Raw genomic sequence first — 16,371 nt, 5'->3', positions numbered from 1 at the left:
GACGGGCGAGGCACGGTTTCCGGCCTCGCCCGTCCGCCGTTGCCGGCCCGACCCCGGGGAGCCGGCGTCGAGGTGCCCTAGAGTCACCGCATGCGACGACGGACGGGACTGGCGGTGGCCGGGGCTGCGGTCCTCGCCTGGGGCGAGTGGGCGAACTGGCGCTGGTCCCGAGCACTGGTGGGGAACAGCGAGGGCGCCTTGGCGGCCGTGGTGGTGCTGGGCTACCGCAACTCCCGGACGACGGTGAACCTGGTCAACCGATGGCGCGTCCGTGCCGGGATCCGCTCCGTCACCGCCGACGGTGGGCACGGGACCCGCGTGATCTTCAGCGGCGGTACCACCGGCAGCGGTGCCACGGAGGCCCGGCTGATGGCCGACTACGCGAAGTCGGTGCTCGCGTTCGACGGACCGGTGCTCCTGGAGGACCGGTCCACGACGACGTGGGAGAACATCACGAACGTGATCCCGCTGCTCGAGAACGTGGACCGCATCAAGATCGTCTCCCAGCCGGCTCACGCGCTCAAGGCCCGCGCGTACCTGCGGCGGCAGCGCCCGGATCTGGCGGCGCGGCTGGTGCGCGCCGACGACTACCGCCCCGGCGAATGGATCGTCGTCAAACCGCTGCTGGCGCTGTACGGACTGTGGACGCTCCGCGGTCTGCGGGCCGACGAGCGGAGGCTCGCGCCGTAGCGAGCGGCTGTCGCCGTGGGGTCACTCAGCGTGTCGCGCTACGGCCGCCACAGGGGGTGCTCCCGTTCCGCCCACTCCCGGCTCACCGACCCCGTCCGCAGCCCCCGTCGGGCCTCCGGGTCGCCGAGGGCCATGCCGATGTGGCCCGCGAGGACGATGCCGATGGTCAGAGCCAGCCAGTCGTGGACGAAGGTCGCGCTGGTACGCCACTGGATCGGGGTGAGGTGGGTGAACCACATCAGCAGGCCGGTGCCGAGCATCACGAGGGTCGCGCCGGCGATCCAGGAGGCGTAGACCTTCTGGCCCGCGTTGAACTTGCCCGCCGGGCGGGAGGATCGGCGTTTGTCGCGGTGCAACGCGGCCCGCAGCCAGACCCGGTCGTGCGGGCCGAAGCGGTTCAGGAAGCCCAGGTCGGCGCGGAAGGCGCGGGAGGCCAGGCCCGCGAGGACCGGTACCGGCAGGGCCAGGCCCGCCCACTCGTGCACGCGGACCACCAGCTCACGGCGGCCGACGAGTTCGGCGAACTGGGGGACGTAGAGACAGGCCGCCGTCACCACGCAGACGCCCATCAGTGCGGCGGTCGCGCGGTGGACCCACCTCTGGCTGCGGCCGAAACGCCGGACGGGCGCCTGCGGTGGCGCGTCAACTCGTAGGATCATCATCCCGTCCGTTCGATCGGCCCACCCAGGCGTCCACGTCGTAGCCCCGGTCCTCCCAGTAGCCCGGCTTCACGTCCTCGGTGACGGTGATGCCGGACAGCCACTTGGCGGACTTGTAGAAGTACATCGGCGCCACGTAGAGGCGGACCGGGCCGCCGTGGGAGTGGCCGATGTCCTTGTCCTGCATGCGAAGGGCCACGAGGACGTCCGGGCGGCGGGCCTGGTCGAGGGTGAGGCTCTCGGTGTACGCCCCGTCGAAGCAGCTGAAGCGGACGGCCCCCGCCTTGGCGGTCACTCCGGCGGCGTCCAGCAGCGCGGAGAGCCGTACGCCTTCGAACGGCGTGTCCGGGACCCGCCAGCCCGTCACGCACTGCACGTCCTTGACCAGCCGGGTCTGGGGCAGCGCCCGCAGGTCGGCCAGGGTGTACGTCCGCGGGTGCGAGACCAGACCGTCGATCTTGAGCTGGTAGTTCCCGGCGTTCTTGTGCGGCACCGACGACGTCACGGAGTAGTAGCGGAAGCCGCCGCCGTTGGGGAGCAGCCCCGTCAGACCGGTGGGGTCCTTGTCGGCGGCGCTGCCGAGGAAGGCCTCCAGGCCGCGTTGCAGGGTGGGCGCGGCGACCACACCGAGGGCGCCCAGGCCGAGGGTGCCGAGGAAGACACGGCGGCCGATCGGCGTACCGCGCTGCTCCTCGGGCTGTTCGGAGTTCACGTACTCATTCGAACACCCGCGAGGCCTGCGGGACCAGGACTCGCGGGTGCTCGTCAGACTTCCGTAACCACTTCTCACCCGGTTCTCAGCGAGCGTCCGGTGCGCGGAGGGTCGCGACGAGGATTACGACGTCTCCCCCGCCGCCTTCTCCAGCTGGAACGCCTCGTTGCCGAGCCCGATCCGGGCGTGTGCCTCGGGCCTGCGGGCCCGCAGGAGCAGGCCCTGCGCCAGGCCCACCAGCACGGCCAGCCCGATGATGCCGGGCAGCACCCAGCTCAGCGAGGAGCCCGGGCCCGCGCCGACCAGGACGTCGAAGTCCTTCACGGTGTAGACGGCGATCACCAGCAGGGCGATCCCCGCGACGGCCGAGGTGACCAGGCGCCAGGCCTGGGCACCGGCCGCGCCGCGCCGGACGAAGAAGACGACCACGGACGCGGAGGCCGCCGCCATCAGCACGATCACGCCGAGGGAGCCGATGTTGCCGAACCAGGTGAACAGGTGCAGGACCGGCACGGTCGGGTCGCCCGTGGGCTTGTCGTCGGCGATCGCGAAGACGGCCACGACCACCACGGACACGGCGGTCTGGAGCAGCGAGCCGGTGCCGGGCGCGCCGCTCGCGCTGTTGGTGCGGCCGAAGGCGGCGGGCAGCAGGCCCTCGCGGCCCATGGCGAAGGCGTAGCGGGCGACGACGTTGTGGAAGCTGAGCAGGGCGGCGAACATGCCGGTCACGAAGAGGAAGTGCAGGACATCGGTGAAGGTGCCGCCGAGCCGGGACTCGGTGAGGCCGAAGAGCAGTCCGGCGCTCTGCTTCTGGGACTCGGCGACGATCGCCGACGGACCGGTGGCGACGGTGAGGGCCCAGCTGCTGAGCGCGAAGAACACGGCGACCCCGCTGACGGCCAGGAACATCACGCGCGGCACGAGGATGTGCGGCCGGCTGGTCTCCTCGGCGTACACCGGCGCCTGCTCGAAGCCCGTGAAGGCCGCGATGCAGAAGCACAGGGCGGTGGCGACGCCGGCGCCGCTGAGGGTGTCCGGGTTGAAGGCGTGCAGCGACAGGCCCTGGGCCGCCGGGTCGGCGACGGCGGCGATGTCGAAGGTGACGACGAGGGCGACCTCGATGATCAGCAGGACGCCGAGCACGCGCGCGTTGACATCGATCTTGAGCCAGCCCAGCGCGCCGACGACCAGGGCGGCCACCAGCGCCGGTATCCACCAGGCCACCGACAGGTCGGCGTACGTGGCGAGCAGGCTGGAGACCTCGAAGCCGAAGATGCCGTAGATGCCGACCTGGAGGGCGTTGTAGGCGACCAGGGCGACGAGGGCCGCGCTCGCCCCGGCGGTGCCGCCGAGGCCCCGGGAGATGTAGGCGTAGAAGGCGCCGGCGTTGTGGACGTGCCGGCTCATCTCGGCGTAGCCGACGCTGAACAGGACCAGCACGACGCCGAGGATGACGAAGAGGAGGGGCTGGCCGACGATCCCCATCACCGCGAATGTGGTGGGCATGACACCAGCGACGACCATGAGAGGGGCGGTCGCGGCGAGGACGGAGAGCAGCAGGCCCCCGGTGCCGAGGCGGCCGGCCCGCAGCGCGCGGTCCTGCCCCTTGAACGTACTGATGCCTGGTCTGCTCTTGCTGGAACTCTCGGTGGCCATGGGGACCGTCCTTCTGGGGTTCGGGGGTGTCACACCGTGCCGAGCGCGTGGTCGCGGGCGGCACGGAAGGCGGAGTACGGCTCGCGGTCCGGGTAGGACCAGGGGGCCGGGGTGGGGCGTTCGCCGATGCGGTGGAAGAGGGCGGCGGCCTCGGCGCCGCGGCCCTCGCAGACCTTCGCGTGGGCGAGGAAGTTGAGGTCGACCAGGCGGCGGGGATGGCCCTCGTGCTCCCATTCCAGCCACCAGTCGAAGGCCGCCTTCATCACCTGCCGGGCCCGGCGGCCGGTCCAGTGGGCGGAGGCGGCGGGGTCGTGCGGCTCGTGCCCGGCGGCGGCCAGGGCGCGGTAGCGCTCGGTGTGCGCGATGACCGGCAGGATCGCGAGCGGTGAGTCGGCGGGGGCCTGTTCGGCGGCCCAGTTGGCGAAGTCGTAGACCTCGTGCAGCGGGTCGGGGCCGGTGTCGGCCCGGCGCTCGGCGAGCCGGGCGACCATCAGGTGGTGGGCGTGGTGGTGGTCGGCGTGCCGCCGGCGGATCTCGCCGAAGACGTGGGCCACCTCGTCCGCCGCCCCGAGGTCGCGCTCCAGCAGGAGCAGGCCGAGCCAGGGGGTGGGGTCGGCCGGCGCGAGACGGGCCGCGGTCCGGCAGGCCTCGCGGGCGGCGGTGGGCTTGCCCTTGCCCCGCCGGACGCGCTGGACCAGCGCGAGGGCGAGCAGTACGGCGGCGTCGGCGGAGTCCGGCTCGGCCACCAGCCAGTCCCTGGCCCAGGCGTCGCTGTACGGCTCGGCCGCGAGCACCGTGACCCGGTGGCCCCGCCGGTCCCACTCATCACCTGTCCGGGTGAGCAACGCCCGGGCCGCCTGCCACCTGCCCTGCGCCAACGCGGCGCGCACGTCGATGAGTTCGGCGTCGTCGAGGGCCGCGTCGAAGGCCTGGGAGGCGCGTTTCCGACTGCGGCCGAAGGGCGGTGGGGGCGGGGACACCGTGTGGGTTTTCCTCACGGAACATGGCGCGTGGCCGGTGGGGCGGAAGGGGGTGAGGGGGCAGGTGGGGCGGAAAGGAGTGCCGGGGGTGACGGGGTGGGTGCGGGCCGGGTGAAAGGCGGGATGCCTGGGAGGATGCGGGCAGGCCGACGGTCGACGCTCGCAGGCCGGGGTGCCGATTCGCACGGCCATCGACTGATCACGGACAGCCAACCCCCCGCCAATGGTTTGCGTCAAGGGTCGAAGGCTCATTACACGCGTCAACTCTCTACACTTGAGAGGAAGTTGTGGCGACGCGGTGCTGGTGGGGCGGGGTCAAGGCCCCGCTTCTGTGGCGTACGCCATGGCGCAGCCCTTCCCGGCACCGCACCATGGCGGGACACCCCGCCGCCGAGAATGGTTCGGCGGCCGAGTCGACGGCCCGAATCCGGGTACTCCCAGGGGCATGCCGGACGCTGGGACGCTACAGTCGGCGACAACCACCCCGCCGCCCGGCCGGACGATCGAGGTACGCAGCGTGTCGGTTCTGGTTCTGATTCTCGCCGTGAGTGCTGCCTGTTGCCTGGGCTTCGGCTTCGTGCTCCAGCAGAACGCGGCCCGTCAGGCCCCGCTGAGCGACTTCCTCTCCCCCCGGCTGCTCCTCGACCTGGTGAAGGTACCGCGCTGGCTCGGTGGCATCGGGTTGATGGTGGTCGGCATGGTGCTGGGCGCGATCGCGCTCGGTCAGGGCGAGGTCTCCCTGGTCGAACCCCTGCTCGCCACGAACCTGCTGTTCGCCCTCGCCCTCTCCCGCAGGCAGACCAAGCAGCCGCTGGGCCGCCAGGGCTGGGCGGGGCTCGCGCTGCTGGCGGGCGGGGTGACCGCGTTCATCGTGGCGGGCGAGCCGCGCGGTGGTACGGCGGTCACCGATCCCTTCCGCCACTGGCTGATCATCGGCGTCATGATCGGCCTGGCCCTGCTGCTCACGACCTATGCCAAGCGCTCCCGGCTCAGTGCGGGGCCGGTCCTGCTGGCCCTGGCGGCCGGTCTGCTCTACGGCGTCCAGGACGCCCTCACCCGGGTCAGCGGCCAGCGCTTCTCCGCGAGCGGCCTCGCCGAGCTGCTGACGAGCTGGCAGCCGTACGCCGTGCTGGCCCTCGGCATCACCGGGCTCGTCCTGGTGCAGAGCGCGTTCGAGACCGCGCCGCTGCGGATGTCGCTGCCCGCGCTGACCGCGGCCCAGCCACTCGCCGGGATCGTGTGCGGGGTGGGCTTCCTGGGCGACCGCCTGCGCACCGACACCGCCGCGCTGACCTGGGAGGCGGTGGGGCTCGCGGCCATCGTCGCGGGCATCGTGCTGCTGGGGATGCATCCCGCGATGCCTCGCGGAGCCGACCGGTCGGAACCCACGCGGAATCTTCAGCCGAGCTGAGGGGTCCCCGCAGGGACGCCCCCCGAGCATGGCCCCGTACCCCTGCTTGGATGGGGGACATGAGCGCTGCTGACGAGATCCTCGACATCGTCGACGAAGACGACAACGTCGTCGCACAGTCACCGCGTGGTGAGGCATACGCCCAGGGCCTGCGTCATCGCTGTGTCTTCATCCAGGCCAGGGACGCCGAGGGGCGGCTCTTCGTCCATCGCCGCACGCCCACCAAGCTGGTCTTCCCGTCCCTCTACGACATGTTCGTGGGCGGCGTGGTCGGCGCGGGCGAGTCCTACGACGACGCGGCCCTGCGCGAGGCCGAGGAGGAACTGGGGGTGACGGGCCTGCCCCGACCGGAGTACCTCTTCAAGTTCCTGTACGACGACGGCGCCGGCCACACCTGGTGGTCCGCGGTGTACGAGGTCCGCTGTGAGCTCCCGGTCAGTCCCCAGGTCGAGGAGGTCGCCTGGCACGACTTCCTGACCGAGGACGAGGTGGAGCTGCGGCTGCGGGACTGGGCGTGGGTCCCGGACGGGCTGGCGGCCTACGAGCGGCTCAGGGCGTACCGGTCGATGGGCTGACCGCCGGGAGCGCCACCGTGATGCGCAGCCCGCCGCCAGGGCGCGGGGCCAGGGCGAGCGTTCCGTCGTGGGCGTGGGTGATGGTCTTCACGATGGCCAGGCCGAGCCCCACGCCCGCGTGATCGGTGTGCACGCGCTCGGTGCCGCGCTGGAACGGTTCGGTGAGCGTCGCGGCCAGCTCCGGGGTGAGCCGATCGCCGGTGTTCTCGGCCGTGAGCAGCACCGCCCCGGGGCTCACGCCGGTCGTGACCCGCACGGTGCCCCCTTCGGGCAGGTTGTGGATGATCGCGTTGTGCACGAGGTTCGTCGTGAGCTGGAGCAGGAGCGCGTGGGACCCGTTGGTGGGGGCGGCGTCCCCGCCGGTCTCGAGGGTGACCCCGTGCTTCTCCGCCAGCGGCAGAAGTTCCTCCGTGGCCTCTTCCGCGAGGAGGGAGAGGTCCACGGGTTCTCGCGTGAAGGACCGCTGATTGACGCGGCTGAGCAGGAGCAGTGCCTCCGTGAGGTCGATCGCCCGGGCGTTGACGGAGTGAAGGCGTGCGATGACTTCGCCGGTGTCGGCGTGCGGGTCGGCGCGGGCCACGTCGAGCAGGGCCTTCGAGACGGCCAGCGGGGTGCGCAGCTCGTGCGAGGCGTTGGCCGCGAACCTCTGCTGCTCGGCGACATGCGCCTCCAGCCGGGCCAGCATCGCGTCGAAGGCGTCGGCGAGTTCGCGGAACTCGTCCTTGTGACCCGGCAGCAGGATCCGGTGGGAGAGCGATCCGTGGGTGGCCAAGCGGGTGGCCTCCGCGATGCGGGTCAGCGGGGCGAGCATCCGGCCGGCGAGGATCCACCCGCCCACGAGGCCGAACACCAGCAGGAACGCCAGCACCGCGGCCGCCCTCGGGGCGAAGACCCCCAGCAGGGCGGACCGGATGGGGAAGACACCGCCCGTGGGTCCGTCGTCGGGGTTGTAGAGCATCGCGCGGTTGGGGACGTACCGCAGCAGGAACAGCCACACCGCGGCGAGCAGCAGCACTCCGGCGACCATGAGGAACCCCGCGTAGCTGAGGGTGAGTTTGAGGCGGACGCTCAGCCCCGGCTGCCTGTCCACGGTCCGCTCCCTGCTTGCCGGCCGGCCTCGTGTTGCGGGTCGGCGTTCTCGATTCGTGCGATGCGGTGGGCGATGTCGCAGGCGTTGGCGGCCGGCCAGGTGTCGCGGATGGCCTCCGCCGGACCGGGCTCGTCCTCGGCAGTCAGCACTCGCATGGTCCCGATGCTACGAACCGACGCATATCGCCGGTGTATCGAAATCCGCATACGGCCCGGCAACATCGCGTCGCCTTGGCTTATGGCATGACGCGGAACCCCGGACGGCGTGACGGTCGACGACGGCTGCCCGCGCACCACCCCCCGCCCGGGACCCGAGGACGCAGCAGTGACCAGCAGTGAGCAAGGACGGACGACGATGACACAGGTGGACACGGCGGAGAGCGGACAGGACGGCGAGCACCGCCAGGACACCGGCTCGGGGACCCGGCATGCCGGGGCCGGTGTCCGCCGGGCCGTCCTGGTCATCGCCCGCCCCGAGCCCTGGAGGCGCGGCCCGCTGCTCACCGCGTCGGCGCTGCTGCTCGGCCTGCTGATGCTGCTGCACGGGAGCGTCCCGAACCGGATCGGGCAGCTCGGCAGTCTGGTGGAGACGTTCCTGCCGTGGTTCGGCCTGTTCGTCCCGGTGCTGCTGGCCGGGGCGCTGCTGCGCCGCTCCGCCTCCGCGGTGGTCGCGCTGCTGCTGCCGGTCGTGGTGTGGCTGAACCTCTTCGGAGGGCTGCTCGGCGACAGGTCCCACACCGGCGGTGACCTGACCCTGGTCAGCCACAACGTCGGCGCCGACAACCCCGACCCGACGGCCACCGCCCGCGACCTGGTCGCCTCCGGCGCGGACGTGCTGGCGCTGGAGGAGATCACCCCCGAGGCCACGGGCACCTACGAGAGGGAACTGGCGGCGACGTACCCGTTCCACGCCGTGCGGGGCACGGTCGGGCTGTGGAGCAGGCTGCCGCTGTCGGACACCCGGCGGGTCGACATCGACATGGACTACGGGCCGCTGGCCGGCACCAAGCCGGTCGACACGACCGCGACGCGGGCGCTGCGCACCACCGTGACCACGGACCGGGGGCCGCTGGTGGTCTACGCGGCCCACCTGGCGTCCGTGCGGGTGACGCCCGGGGACGGCTTCGGTACGGCCCAGCGGGACCGGGGCGTACAGGCGATCGGCCGGGCCGTCGCCGCCGAGCGGAACGAGCGGGTGGTGCTGCTCGGCGACCTGAACGGCACCCTGGACGACCGCGCGTTCACCGCACTGGGCGCGCGGATGGCCTCGGCCCAGGACGCGGCCGGGGACGGCTTCGGCTTCACCTGGCCGGCCGGGTTCCCGCTGGCGCGGATCGACCAGATCCTGGTCAGGGGGGTGCGGCCGGAGAGCTCCTGGGTCCTTCCGGCCACCGGGAGCGACCATCTGCCGGTGGCGGCGAGGATCAGTTGGTGAACGCCCCGGGAGGACCGATGAGCACCGGCAACGCCCTTTGACGGCAGGGCCGATAGGCTCGTGCGCGTGATCGATTTTGCACGGAACGTCCGCGTCTGGTTCGCCCCCGAGGAGGTCCGGCAGGAGGGCCGTACCCCCGACTACCGGTTCTCGCTGGCCAACGAGCGCACCTTCCTGGCCTGGCTGCGGACCGCGCTCGCGCTCATCGGCGGCGGCTTCGCCGTGGACCAGTTCCTGCCGGATCTGCGCTGGGGGTGGCGGGTCGGGCTGGCCCTCGCGCTGCTCGCGGCGGGCGTGCTGTGCTCGTTGCGGGCGGTCAATCACTGGGTGCGGTGCGAGCGGGCGATGCGGCGGGGCGAGGATCTGCCGGTGTCGCGGTTCCCGGCGTTGCTGAGTGTGGTGGTCGCGGTGGTGGCCGTGGCCATGGTCTTCGTGGTGCTGGTCGGGTGGGAGGGATGAGCGAGGGCGCCGCCGCGGACCGCGACCCGGGGCTCCAGCCCGAACGCACCCGCCTCGCCTGGCGCCGTACGACCCTCTCGGGCACCGTCTCCGCCGTACTCGCCGTGAAAACGGCCCTGCACGGCGGCCCGTCCCCGGGCGCCCTCGTCGCGTGTGCCCTGTGCTGCGCGCTGTGGCTCGCCTTCCTCTACCTCGCCCACCGCCGCATCCGCACCCTGTCCTCGTCCGGCACCCCGCCGACCCTGACCCCGCGGACCGCCACGACGGCAGTGCTGTGCACGGTGGCGGTGGCGGTGTGCGGGGCCGCACTGGTGTTCTGAACGGGGCCGGGGCGCCGTGGACGCCATGGCATCCGGCGCGGTCGACCCCGGGCCCGCGGGACCGGGGAGTGAGCCACGCCGCCCCGGCGACGCGACCGCGCAAAGGCCCACCGGACGGCGGGGGAGGCGGTCACCGCGTACCGCACGGCCATGTGCCGGCCGGCCCGCATGGGCGAGCTTGAGGGCTGGCACTCCGGCCACCGTGGACCCGCTGCGCCCCGTCACCCGCGCCCCCACCTGCGCACGCGCCGCACCCCCCACCACCCGCCCACCCTCAGTCCCAGCCCCCACCCCCACCGGGCACACCCGCGCCACGCGCACCGAATCGCCCGATATGCACCCCACCCGTGGCAGCCTGTCCGACGTCATCGCCCGTCGCTTCGAAGGTGAGCACCATGACCACCCTCCACCACGAGCACGCCTCCCACTCGCACACGCACGGCTCGGACTGCGGACACACCGAGGTGCCGCACGAGGACCACGTCGACTACGCGCACGACGGGCACCTGCACCGCGAGCACGAGGGGCACTGGGACGAGTGCGAGCCGGGCGGGCACGTGTCCCACGAGGAGCACGACCACCGGCACGGCCAGGACTGCGGACACGAGAGCGTGCTGCACGGCGATCACGTCGACTACCTCCACGACGGCCACCGCCACGCCGCCCACGAGGGCCACTGGGACGACCACTGACCCGGCGAGAACCGCCAAGGAAGCACAGCACACAACCGACAGGCACCGCTGACAGCTCCCCGCCGCATCCGCGCGGGGAGCTGTCGGCCTATCGTGGGCCGGATCACGTTCACCGTTCCCCCTGGACGACATACCGACCAGTCGGCATGATGGTCCTTACCCGTTCACGCGCGCGTAAGGAGCCCCGATGAGTCCCGACCATCCGCCAGGCCTCGATCTCGACCGGCTGCGCGGTCTGCTCGACCTGGAGCGGCCCGGCCTGGTGCAGGGCCCCCTGACCGGCCGGCTGATCGAGGGCGGACGGTCGAACCTGACGTACGCGGTGTCGGACGGCACCACGAAGTGGGTCGTACGACGGCCCCCGCTCGGCCATGTCCTGGCCACCGCGCACGACATGAAGCGCGAGCACCGGGTCATCAGCGCCCTGTATCCCACGGACGTGCCGGTACCGCGCCCCGTCCTGCTGTGCGAGGACGAGAAGGTGCTCGGATCGCCTTTCTACGTCATGGGCTTCGTCGAGGGCACCCCGTACCGCACCGCCGACCAGCTCGCCCCTCTGGGCCCCGAGCGCACCCGCGACGCCGTGCTGTCCCTGGTCGACACGCTCGTCGAGCTGCACGCGGTGGACCCCGCGGAGGTCGGGCTCACGGACTTCGGGCGTCCGGAGGGCTTCCTGGACCGCCAGCTGCGCCGCTGGGGCAAGCAACTGGACGCCTCCCGCAACCGCGACCTGGCCGGTATCGACGAGCTGCACGCGGCCCTCGGCCGCCACCTGCCGCAGTCCCCGGCCGCCACCGTCGTGCACGGCGACTACCGGCTCGACAACGTCCTGATGGGCGACGACGGCCGCATCAAGGCGATCCTCGACTGGGAGATGTCCACCCTCGGCGACCCGCTCACCGACCTGGGCCTGCTGGTGATGTACAGCCTGCCGCTGGGCATGCCCGACTCCCCGGTCTCCACGACCGCCGAGGCCCCCGGCCACCCGGATCCGGCCGAACTCATCGCGCGGTACGCCGAGCGCTCGGGCCGGGACGTCTCGGCGGTGTCCTGGTACACGGCGTTCGCCTGGTTCAAGCTCGCCGTGATCCTGGAGGGCATCCACTACCGCTACACCCTGGGCCAGACGGTCGGCCGCGGTTTCGACCGCATCGGCGACCTCGTCCCGGTCTTCATCCAGCACGGTCTGACCACGCTTCACGACGGCATCCAGGAAGGCTGATCCGCATGGACTTCGCGTTCGACGCGCGCACCGAGGAGCTGCGCGCCAAGCTGCTCGCCTTCATGGACGAGTACGTCTATCCCGCCGAGGCCGTCGCGGAGGAGCAGCGCGCCCAACTGGCCTCGCCGTGGGACACCCCGGCCGTGGTGGAGGAGTTGAAGGCCGAGGCACGCAGGCAGGGGCTGTGGAACCTCTTCCTGCCGGACCCCGCGTACGGCGCGGGGCTGACCAACCTCCAGTACGCCCCGCTCGCCGAGATCACCGGCCGCTCCCCGCAGCTCGCGCCCACCGCGCTGAACTGCGCGGCGCCGGACACCGGCAACATGGAGGTCCTGAGCCAGTTCGGCGACGAGCAGCAGAAGAAGCAGTGGCTGGAGCCGTTGCTGGCCGGTGAGATCCGCTCGGCGTTCGCGATGACCGAGCCGGAGGTGGCCTCCTCGGACGCCACGAACATCACGACGTACATCGAGCGGTCCCCGGAAGGCACGGACGAGTACGTCGTCACCGGCCGCAAGTGGTACATCTCCGGGGCGATGAACCCGGACTGCAAGATCTTCATCGTGATGGGCAAGACCGACCCGGACGGCGAGGACATCCGCCGCCAGCAGTCCATGATCCTGGTGCCCCGCGACACCCCGGGCGTCACCGTCAAGCGGGCGATGCAGGTGTTCGGCTACGAGGACCACTACCACGGCGGCCACGCCGAGGTGATCTTCGACCACGCGCGCGTGCCGGTCTCGAACCTCATCGGCGAGGAGGGCGGCGGGTTCGCCATCGCCCAGGCCCGCCTCGGCCCGGGCCGCATCCACCACTGCATGCGGCTGATCGGCATGGCCGAGCGGGCGATCGAGCTGATGTGCAGGCGAGCAGTCTCCCGCACGGCCTTCGGCAAGGCGCTGGCCCAGCAGGGCGTGGTCCACAACTGGATCGCCGACGCGCGCGTGACCGTCGAGCAGCTGCGGCTGCTGGTCCTGAAGACGGCCTGGCTGATGGACACGGTCGGCAACCGGGGCGCCCACACCGAGATCCAGTCCATCAAGATCGCCACGCCCCGCGCGGTGGTGGACATCATCGACCGGGCGATCCAGCTGCACGGCGCGGGCGGTCTCAGCCAGGACTTCCCCCTGGCCGAGCTGTACGCCGGCGCCCGCACCCTGATGATCGCGGACGGGCCGGACGAGGTGCACCAGCGCTCGCTGGCGCGGCGGGAGCTGAAGAAGTACCTCTAGGCGGCGCGCTACGGCCGCAGGGCTCGCAGGAGGAGGTCGGCCAGATGGTCGGCGACCTCCTGCGGGCCCATCGGGCCGTCGGGGCGGTACCAGGTCGACAGGTGGTGGACGGAGCCGAAGTGGTAGTCCACGACGAGGTCGGCCGGGGTCGCCTTCGAGAAGACGCCCGCCTCCTGGCCCTCCTCGATGAGCGCGCGGAAGCGCTCGTGGTACTTGCGCCGTTCGGCCCGCACCTGCTTGTTCTTCTCCGGGCTCAGGTGGTGCATCGAGCGGAAGAAGATCATCGCGTCGTCGAGGTTCTCGATCGTGGTGACGACGACGTCGGCGGCCGCGGCCCGCAGCCGCTTCTCGATCGGCTCGTCGGCGTTCGCGAGCGCGTCCAGGCGTTCCTGCTGGACGCGCAGCACGCGCGCGTACACCTCGTGCAGGAGGTCGTCCTTGGAGCCGAAGTAGTGGTACAGCGCCCCCTTGGTGACGCCGGCCGCCTCGACGATCTCCTGCACGGAGGTGCGGTCGTAGCCCTGCTCGGCGAAGAGCCGGGTGGCGGCGGCCAGCAGCCGCTGCGGGACGGGCGTACCGTCACCGTCCGTCGTCCTGGGCACTGTGCCGCCACCTGCCTTTCGAGAGGTCAATCGTTGTCGTGCGGTCGGGAACGGAGTTCCCGACGGAGGATCTTCCCACTGGCCGTCTTCGGCAACTCGGGCAGGATCTCCACCTGCCGCGGGTATTTGTAGGCCGCCAGTCTCTCCTTGCAGTACGCGGCGAGTGCATCGGGGTCGGTTTCCACACCCGGACGGAGGCTGATGTACGCCTTGACGGTCTCCCCGCGGTACCCGTCGGGCACCCCGACGACGGCCGCCTCGCGCACCGCCGGATGCGTGTACAGCACGTCCTCGACCTCGCGCGGCCACACCTTGAAGCCGGACGCGTTGATCATGTCCTTCTTGCGGTCGACGACGTACAGCCAGCCCTGCGGATCCATGAACCCGATGTCACCCGTGCGCAGCTCGCCGTCCGGGAAGGTCTCGGCGGTCGCGTCCGGGCGGCGCCAGTACCCGGGCACCACCTGCGGCCCGCGTACGACGATCTCGCCCTGCTCTCCGAACGGCACCTCGACGCCGCTCTCGTCGACGATCCGTACGACCGTGTCGGGCCCGGGCAGCCCGACGGCGAGCGTCCCGGACACCGGGTCGACGGGCGCCTCCCGCTCCGGCGGCACCGACGCGCAGGGCGCGGAGCACTCGGTCAGCCCGTAGCCGTTGCGGATGTACGGTCCGAACCCGGCCCGGAACTTCTCCACCAGGGCGGGCGGCAGCGGGGCCCCGCCCGAGGAGATGTTGACGAACGACGAGAAGTGCTCGCGGGTGACGTCCGGGTGGGCGGCCAGCGCCATGAACGCGGTCGACGGACCGACCGTGTAGTGCGGCCGGTGCTCGGCGAAGGCCTCCAGGACCACACCCGCCTCGAAGCGGTACGTCAGCACGAGCGTGCCCACGCTGTTCAGACACGCCCCGAGCTGGCAGACCATGCCGGTGATGTGGAACAGCGGTGCCAGGGCGTAGTACACGGGCGCCTCGGGCAACGCGAGCCCGGTCCGCTGCCGCTCGGCGTTGTACATGATGTTGCCGTGCGTGTTGGTGGCGCCCTTGGGTGTGCCGCTGGTGCCGGAGGTGTAGCTGATCAGCGCGATGTCGCCGGGCGTGACGTCCCGCCCTTCGGGCGCCTTGTGCCCGGCCCGCGCGACCTCGACCAGGTCGTCGGCGTCCTCGGCCCGCGGCAGCCGCTCGAAGGTGAGCACGCGCGCGTCCCCGCGGGTCTGGAAGTCCAGCTCGCACCCGGTGAGCACGATCCGCACCGGCGAGCCGGCCGCCGTCTCCCGCAGATATGTCTCCCAGGCCCGGTCGGAGCAGATCAGCGCGGCCACCTCACCGTCCCGCAGGACATGGCCGACCTCCCCAGACTTGTACATGGGGTTGACGGGCACGACGACCGCGCCCGCCTTCCAGGCGCCGAGCAGCGCGAGCACGAACAGGGGCGAGTTCTGGAGCAGGATCGCCACCCGGTCCCCGCGCTCCAGACCGCGAGCGGCGAGGTGCCCGGCGACGGAGTCGCTGAGCTCGTCGACCTCGCGGTAGCCGAGCCGCCCGTCGAAGTAGGCGAGGAAGGGCCGCTCGGGGGCCTCCACGACGGCCCGCCGCAGGGCGTGCACCAATGAGTCGTCGGGCTCGATCGGACCGCGCTGGGCCTCGCTGAGCAGGCCGAGCCACGGCTTGGCCGCGTACCGGGACTCGCTCATCGGGCCTCCTCCCACTTGCGCTGGAGGTGGTTCATGCCGGCCAGCCAGCGGTCGGGCCCGGCGGCCCGCGCCTGGTAGTACTCGGCGACCTCCGGATGCGGCAGGATCAGGAACCGGTCCTCCTCGATCCCCCGGAACAGGGCCTCGGCCACGTCCTCCGGTTCGACGGCGGTCGGCTTGAGCACCAGGTCCCCCGCGGTCCCGGTGGCCGCGAGCATGTCGGTCCGCACTCCCTGCGGGCAGATCGCGTGCACCTTGATCCCCCGGTGCCGGTACGTCAGCGACAGGTACTCGGCGAAGGCGTACGCCCCGTGCTTGGTGACGGCGTAGGGAGCGGCCCCGATCATGGTCAGCAGCCCGGCCGCGGAGACGGTGGACACGAACCGTCCGCTCCCCCGCTCCAGCCAGCCGGGGAGCAGCGCGTGGGCGGCCCGTACATGGGCCATGACGTTGACGTCCCAGGAGGTGGCCCAGGCCTGCTCATCCAGCGGGTCGCCTCCGAAGGCGACACCGGCGTTGGCGCAGTAGACGTCGACGGTCCCGCCGAGAGCGTCGATCGCGTCGGAAACAACCGAGGACGCGTCCCCGGCGACGGCGATCCCGCCGATCTCCTCGGCGACGGCCTTCGCCCGCCCGGCATCCAGGTCATTGACGACTACCCGGGCCCCTTCCGCGGCGAATCGCCGGGCCAGCGCAGCCCCGATGCCACCTCCCGCCCCGGTGACCACGACTCCGGCATCCTGCAAGGCTCCCACCATCGGTCTCCTTCGACTGCGGCTCGACTGCCCGGTCAGACTAACCGGTCGGTATGTAGGAAGGAAGGGTGACCGGAGCGCCCCTCCAGGGGCGCGGGGCTGTATCGATGAGCGGCTCCGCCGCGTGGGCGCGCCAAGCCACGTACTACCCGCAGCCTCCCCACAACCGGCGGGAGCACCTACCGTGCACC

The 16,371-nt window shown here is 71.9% G+C and carries 18 protein-coding genes; 9 read left to right on the top strand and 9 right to left on the bottom strand.

The window, feature by feature from the left end:
* The first annotated feature begins 90 nt into the window (after positions 1–90).
* Entirely contained in the window at positions 91–690 is a 600-nt protein-coding gene (locus tag RKD20_RS35205; RefSeq protein WP_424881235.1) for a YdcF family protein, read from the top strand.
* Positions 691–728: 38 nt separating this feature from the next.
* Here the strand turns inward: RKD20_RS35205 and RKD20_RS35200 are convergent, their stop codons facing one another.
* The 4 genes from RKD20_RS35200 to RKD20_RS35185 form a co-directional block, all read right to left on the bottom strand.
* A complete protein-coding gene (locus RKD20_RS35200; RefSeq protein WP_424881234.1) occupies positions 729–1,349 on the bottom strand; it encodes a cytochrome b/b6 domain-containing protein in 621 nt (206 codons plus the stop codon).
* Complete coding sequence (locus RKD20_RS35195) at positions 1,333–2,061, bottom strand: molybdopterin-dependent oxidoreductase (RefSeq protein WP_424881233.1); 729 nt, start codon at positions 2,059–2,061, stop codon at positions 1,333–1,335. The genes RKD20_RS35200 and RKD20_RS35195 overlap by 17 nt, the downstream gene beginning before the upstream one ends.
* A 123-nt stretch (positions 2,062–2,184) precedes the next feature.
* A complete protein-coding gene (locus tag RKD20_RS35190) occupies positions 2,185–3,717 on the bottom strand; it encodes an APC family permease (RefSeq protein ID WP_424881232.1) in 1,533 nt (510 codons plus the stop codon).
* Between the two features lie 29 nt (positions 3,718–3,746).
* Entirely contained in the window at positions 3,747–4,697 is a 951-nt protein-coding gene (locus tag RKD20_RS35185) for a hypothetical protein (protein WP_424881231.1), read from the bottom strand.
* A gap of 517 nt (positions 4,698–5,214) precedes the next feature.
* Here RKD20_RS35185 and RKD20_RS35180 point away from each other — a divergent pair.
* Together RKD20_RS35180 and RKD20_RS35175 are read left to right on the top strand one after the other, a co-directional pair.
* Positions 5,215–6,108 carry a DMT family transporter gene (locus RKD20_RS35180; RefSeq protein ID WP_424881230.1) on the top strand — a complete coding sequence of 298 codons (894 nt, stop codon included), beginning with the start codon at positions 5,215–5,217 and terminating at the stop codon, positions 6,106–6,108.
* Positions 6,109–6,167: 59 nt separating this feature from the next.
* On the top strand, positions 6,168–6,683 hold the full coding sequence (locus RKD20_RS35175) for an NUDIX hydrolase (protein ID WP_424881229.1): 516 nt from the start codon (positions 6,168–6,170) through the stop codon (positions 6,681–6,683).
* On the opposite strand, the gene RKD20_RS35170 is transcribed toward RKD20_RS35175, so the two are convergent.
* Together RKD20_RS35170 and RKD20_RS35165 are read right to left on the bottom strand one after the other, a co-directional pair.
* The gene (locus tag RKD20_RS35170) at positions 6,658–7,755 is read right to left on the bottom strand and encodes a sensor histidine kinase (protein ID WP_424883392.1); all 1,098 of its coding nucleotides are present in this window, start codon (positions 7,753–7,755) and stop codon (positions 6,658–6,660) included. The two genes, RKD20_RS35175 and RKD20_RS35170, sit on opposite strands and share 26 nt — an antisense overlap.
* Positions 7,752–7,928, bottom strand: coding sequence for a hypothetical protein (locus RKD20_RS35165; RefSeq protein WP_424881228.1), 177 nt, complete (start codon positions 7,926–7,928; stop codon positions 7,752–7,754). Before RKD20_RS35165 ends, RKD20_RS35170 begins: the two co-directional genes overlap by 4 nt.
* Positions 7,929–8,127: 199 nt before the next feature.
* Between RKD20_RS35165 and RKD20_RS35160 the strand changes: the two genes are divergently transcribed.
* The 6 genes from RKD20_RS35160 to RKD20_RS35135 all read left to right on the top strand — a co-directional run bounded on the left by RKD20_RS35160 (position 8,128) and on the right by RKD20_RS35135 (position 13,129).
* Positions 8,128–9,207, top strand: a complete 1,080-nt coding sequence (locus RKD20_RS35160; RefSeq protein WP_424881227.1) for an endonuclease/exonuclease/phosphatase family protein — start codon at positions 8,128–8,130, stop codon at positions 9,205–9,207.
* A 66-nt stretch (positions 9,208–9,273) separates the two neighbouring features.
* Positions 9,274–9,666 carry a YidH family protein gene (locus tag RKD20_RS35155; protein ID WP_028807719.1) on the top strand — a complete coding sequence of 131 codons (393 nt, stop codon included), beginning with the start codon at positions 9,274–9,276 and terminating at the stop codon, positions 9,664–9,666.
* Positions 9,663–9,986: a DUF202 domain-containing protein gene (locus RKD20_RS35150; protein ID WP_424881226.1), complete on the top strand. Its 324-nt coding sequence runs from the start codon at positions 9,663–9,665 to the stop codon at positions 9,984–9,986. Before RKD20_RS35155 ends, RKD20_RS35150 begins: the two co-directional genes overlap by 4 nt.
* A gap of 395 nt (positions 9,987–10,381) precedes the next feature.
* Positions 10,382–10,678: a hypothetical protein gene (locus RKD20_RS35145; protein ID WP_020117771.1), complete on the top strand. Its 297-nt coding sequence runs from the start codon at positions 10,382–10,384 to the stop codon at positions 10,676–10,678.
* 187 nt (positions 10,679–10,865) lie between these two features.
* Positions 10,866–11,900: a phosphotransferase family protein gene (locus RKD20_RS35140; RefSeq protein ID WP_424881225.1), complete on the top strand. Its 1,035-nt coding sequence runs from the start codon at positions 10,866–10,868 to the stop codon at positions 11,898–11,900.
* A 5-nt stretch (positions 11,901–11,905) separates the two neighbouring features.
* Positions 11,906–13,129, top strand: coding sequence for an acyl-CoA dehydrogenase family protein (locus RKD20_RS35135; RefSeq protein WP_424881224.1), 1,224 nt, complete (start codon positions 11,906–11,908; stop codon positions 13,127–13,129).
* Positions 13,130–13,137: 8 nt separating this feature from the next.
* Here RKD20_RS35135 and RKD20_RS35130 read toward each other — a convergent pair whose 3' ends face one another.
* Genes RKD20_RS35130 through RKD20_RS35120 form a run of 3 tightly spaced genes read right to left on the bottom strand, consistent with a single transcriptional unit; the run spans position 13,138 to position 16,183 of the window.
* Complete coding sequence (locus RKD20_RS35130) at positions 13,138–13,731, bottom strand: TetR/AcrR family transcriptional regulator (protein WP_007380924.1); 594 nt, start codon at positions 13,729–13,731, stop codon at positions 13,138–13,140.
* A gap of 26 nt (positions 13,732–13,757) precedes the next feature.
* Positions 13,758–15,425 carry a class I adenylate-forming enzyme family protein gene (locus RKD20_RS35125; RefSeq protein WP_424881223.1) on the bottom strand — a complete coding sequence of 556 codons (1,668 nt, stop codon included), beginning with the start codon at positions 15,423–15,425 and terminating at the stop codon, positions 13,758–13,760.
* The gene (locus tag RKD20_RS35120) at positions 15,422–16,183 is read right to left on the bottom strand and encodes an SDR family oxidoreductase (protein ID WP_424881222.1); all 762 of its coding nucleotides are present in this window, start codon (positions 16,181–16,183) and stop codon (positions 15,422–15,424) included. Before RKD20_RS35120 ends, RKD20_RS35125 begins: the two co-directional genes overlap by 4 nt.
* Between the last annotated feature and the right edge of the window lie 188 nt (positions 16,184–16,371).

Source organism: Streptomyces sp. SLBN-8D4, from assembly GCF_049739545.1.
GTDB classification, from domain to species: domain Bacteria; phylum Actinomycetota; class Actinomycetes; order Streptomycetales; family Streptomycetaceae; genus Streptomyces; species Streptomyces canus_C.
The sequence above is the reverse complement of the archived record's forward strand: the minus strand, read 5'-3'. Positions and strand labels throughout refer to the sequence as shown.

Excerpts from the sequence above, each read along its gene's own strand:
- RKD20_RS35145 (WP_020117771.1), top strand. The coding sequence starts at position 10,382 with ATGACCACCCTCCACCACGAGCACGCCTCCCACTCGCACACGCACGGC.
- RKD20_RS35175 (WP_424881229.1), top strand. The coding sequence starts at position 6,168 with ATGAGCGCTGCTGACGAGATCCTCGACATCGTCGACGAAGACGACAAC.
- RKD20_RS35120 (WP_424881222.1), bottom strand. The coding sequence starts at position 16,183 with ATGGTGGGAGCCTTGCAGGATGCCGGAGTCGTGGTCACCGGGGCGGGA.
- RKD20_RS35190 (WP_424881232.1), bottom strand. The coding sequence starts at position 3,717 with ATGGCCACCGAGAGTTCCAGCAAGAGCAGACCAGGCATCAGTACGTTC.
- RKD20_RS35160 (WP_424881227.1), top strand. The coding sequence starts at position 8,128 with ATGACACAGGTGGACACGGCGGAGAGCGGACAGGACGGCGAGCACCGC.
- RKD20_RS35150 (WP_424881226.1), top strand. The coding sequence starts at position 9,663 with ATGAGCGAGGGCGCCGCCGCGGACCGCGACCCGGGGCTCCAGCCCGAA.
- RKD20_RS35200 (WP_424881234.1), bottom strand. The coding sequence starts at position 1,349 with ATGATCCTACGAGTTGACGCGCCACCGCAGGCGCCCGTCCGGCGTTTC.
- RKD20_RS35205 (WP_424881235.1), top strand. The coding sequence starts at position 91 with ATGCGACGACGGACGGGACTGGCGGTGGCCGGGGCTGCGGTCCTCGCC.
- RKD20_RS35135 (WP_424881224.1), top strand. The coding sequence starts at position 11,906 with ATGGACTTCGCGTTCGACGCGCGCACCGAGGAGCTGCGCGCCAAGCTG.
- RKD20_RS35165 (WP_424881228.1), bottom strand. The coding sequence starts at position 7,928 with ATGCGAGTGCTGACTGCCGAGGACGAGCCCGGTCCGGCGGAGGCCATC.
- RKD20_RS35140 (WP_424881225.1), top strand. The coding sequence starts at position 10,866 with ATGAGTCCCGACCATCCGCCAGGCCTCGATCTCGACCGGCTGCGCGGT.
- RKD20_RS35125 (WP_424881223.1), bottom strand. The coding sequence starts at position 15,425 with ATGAGCGAGTCCCGGTACGCGGCCAAGCCGTGGCTCGGCCTGCTCAGC.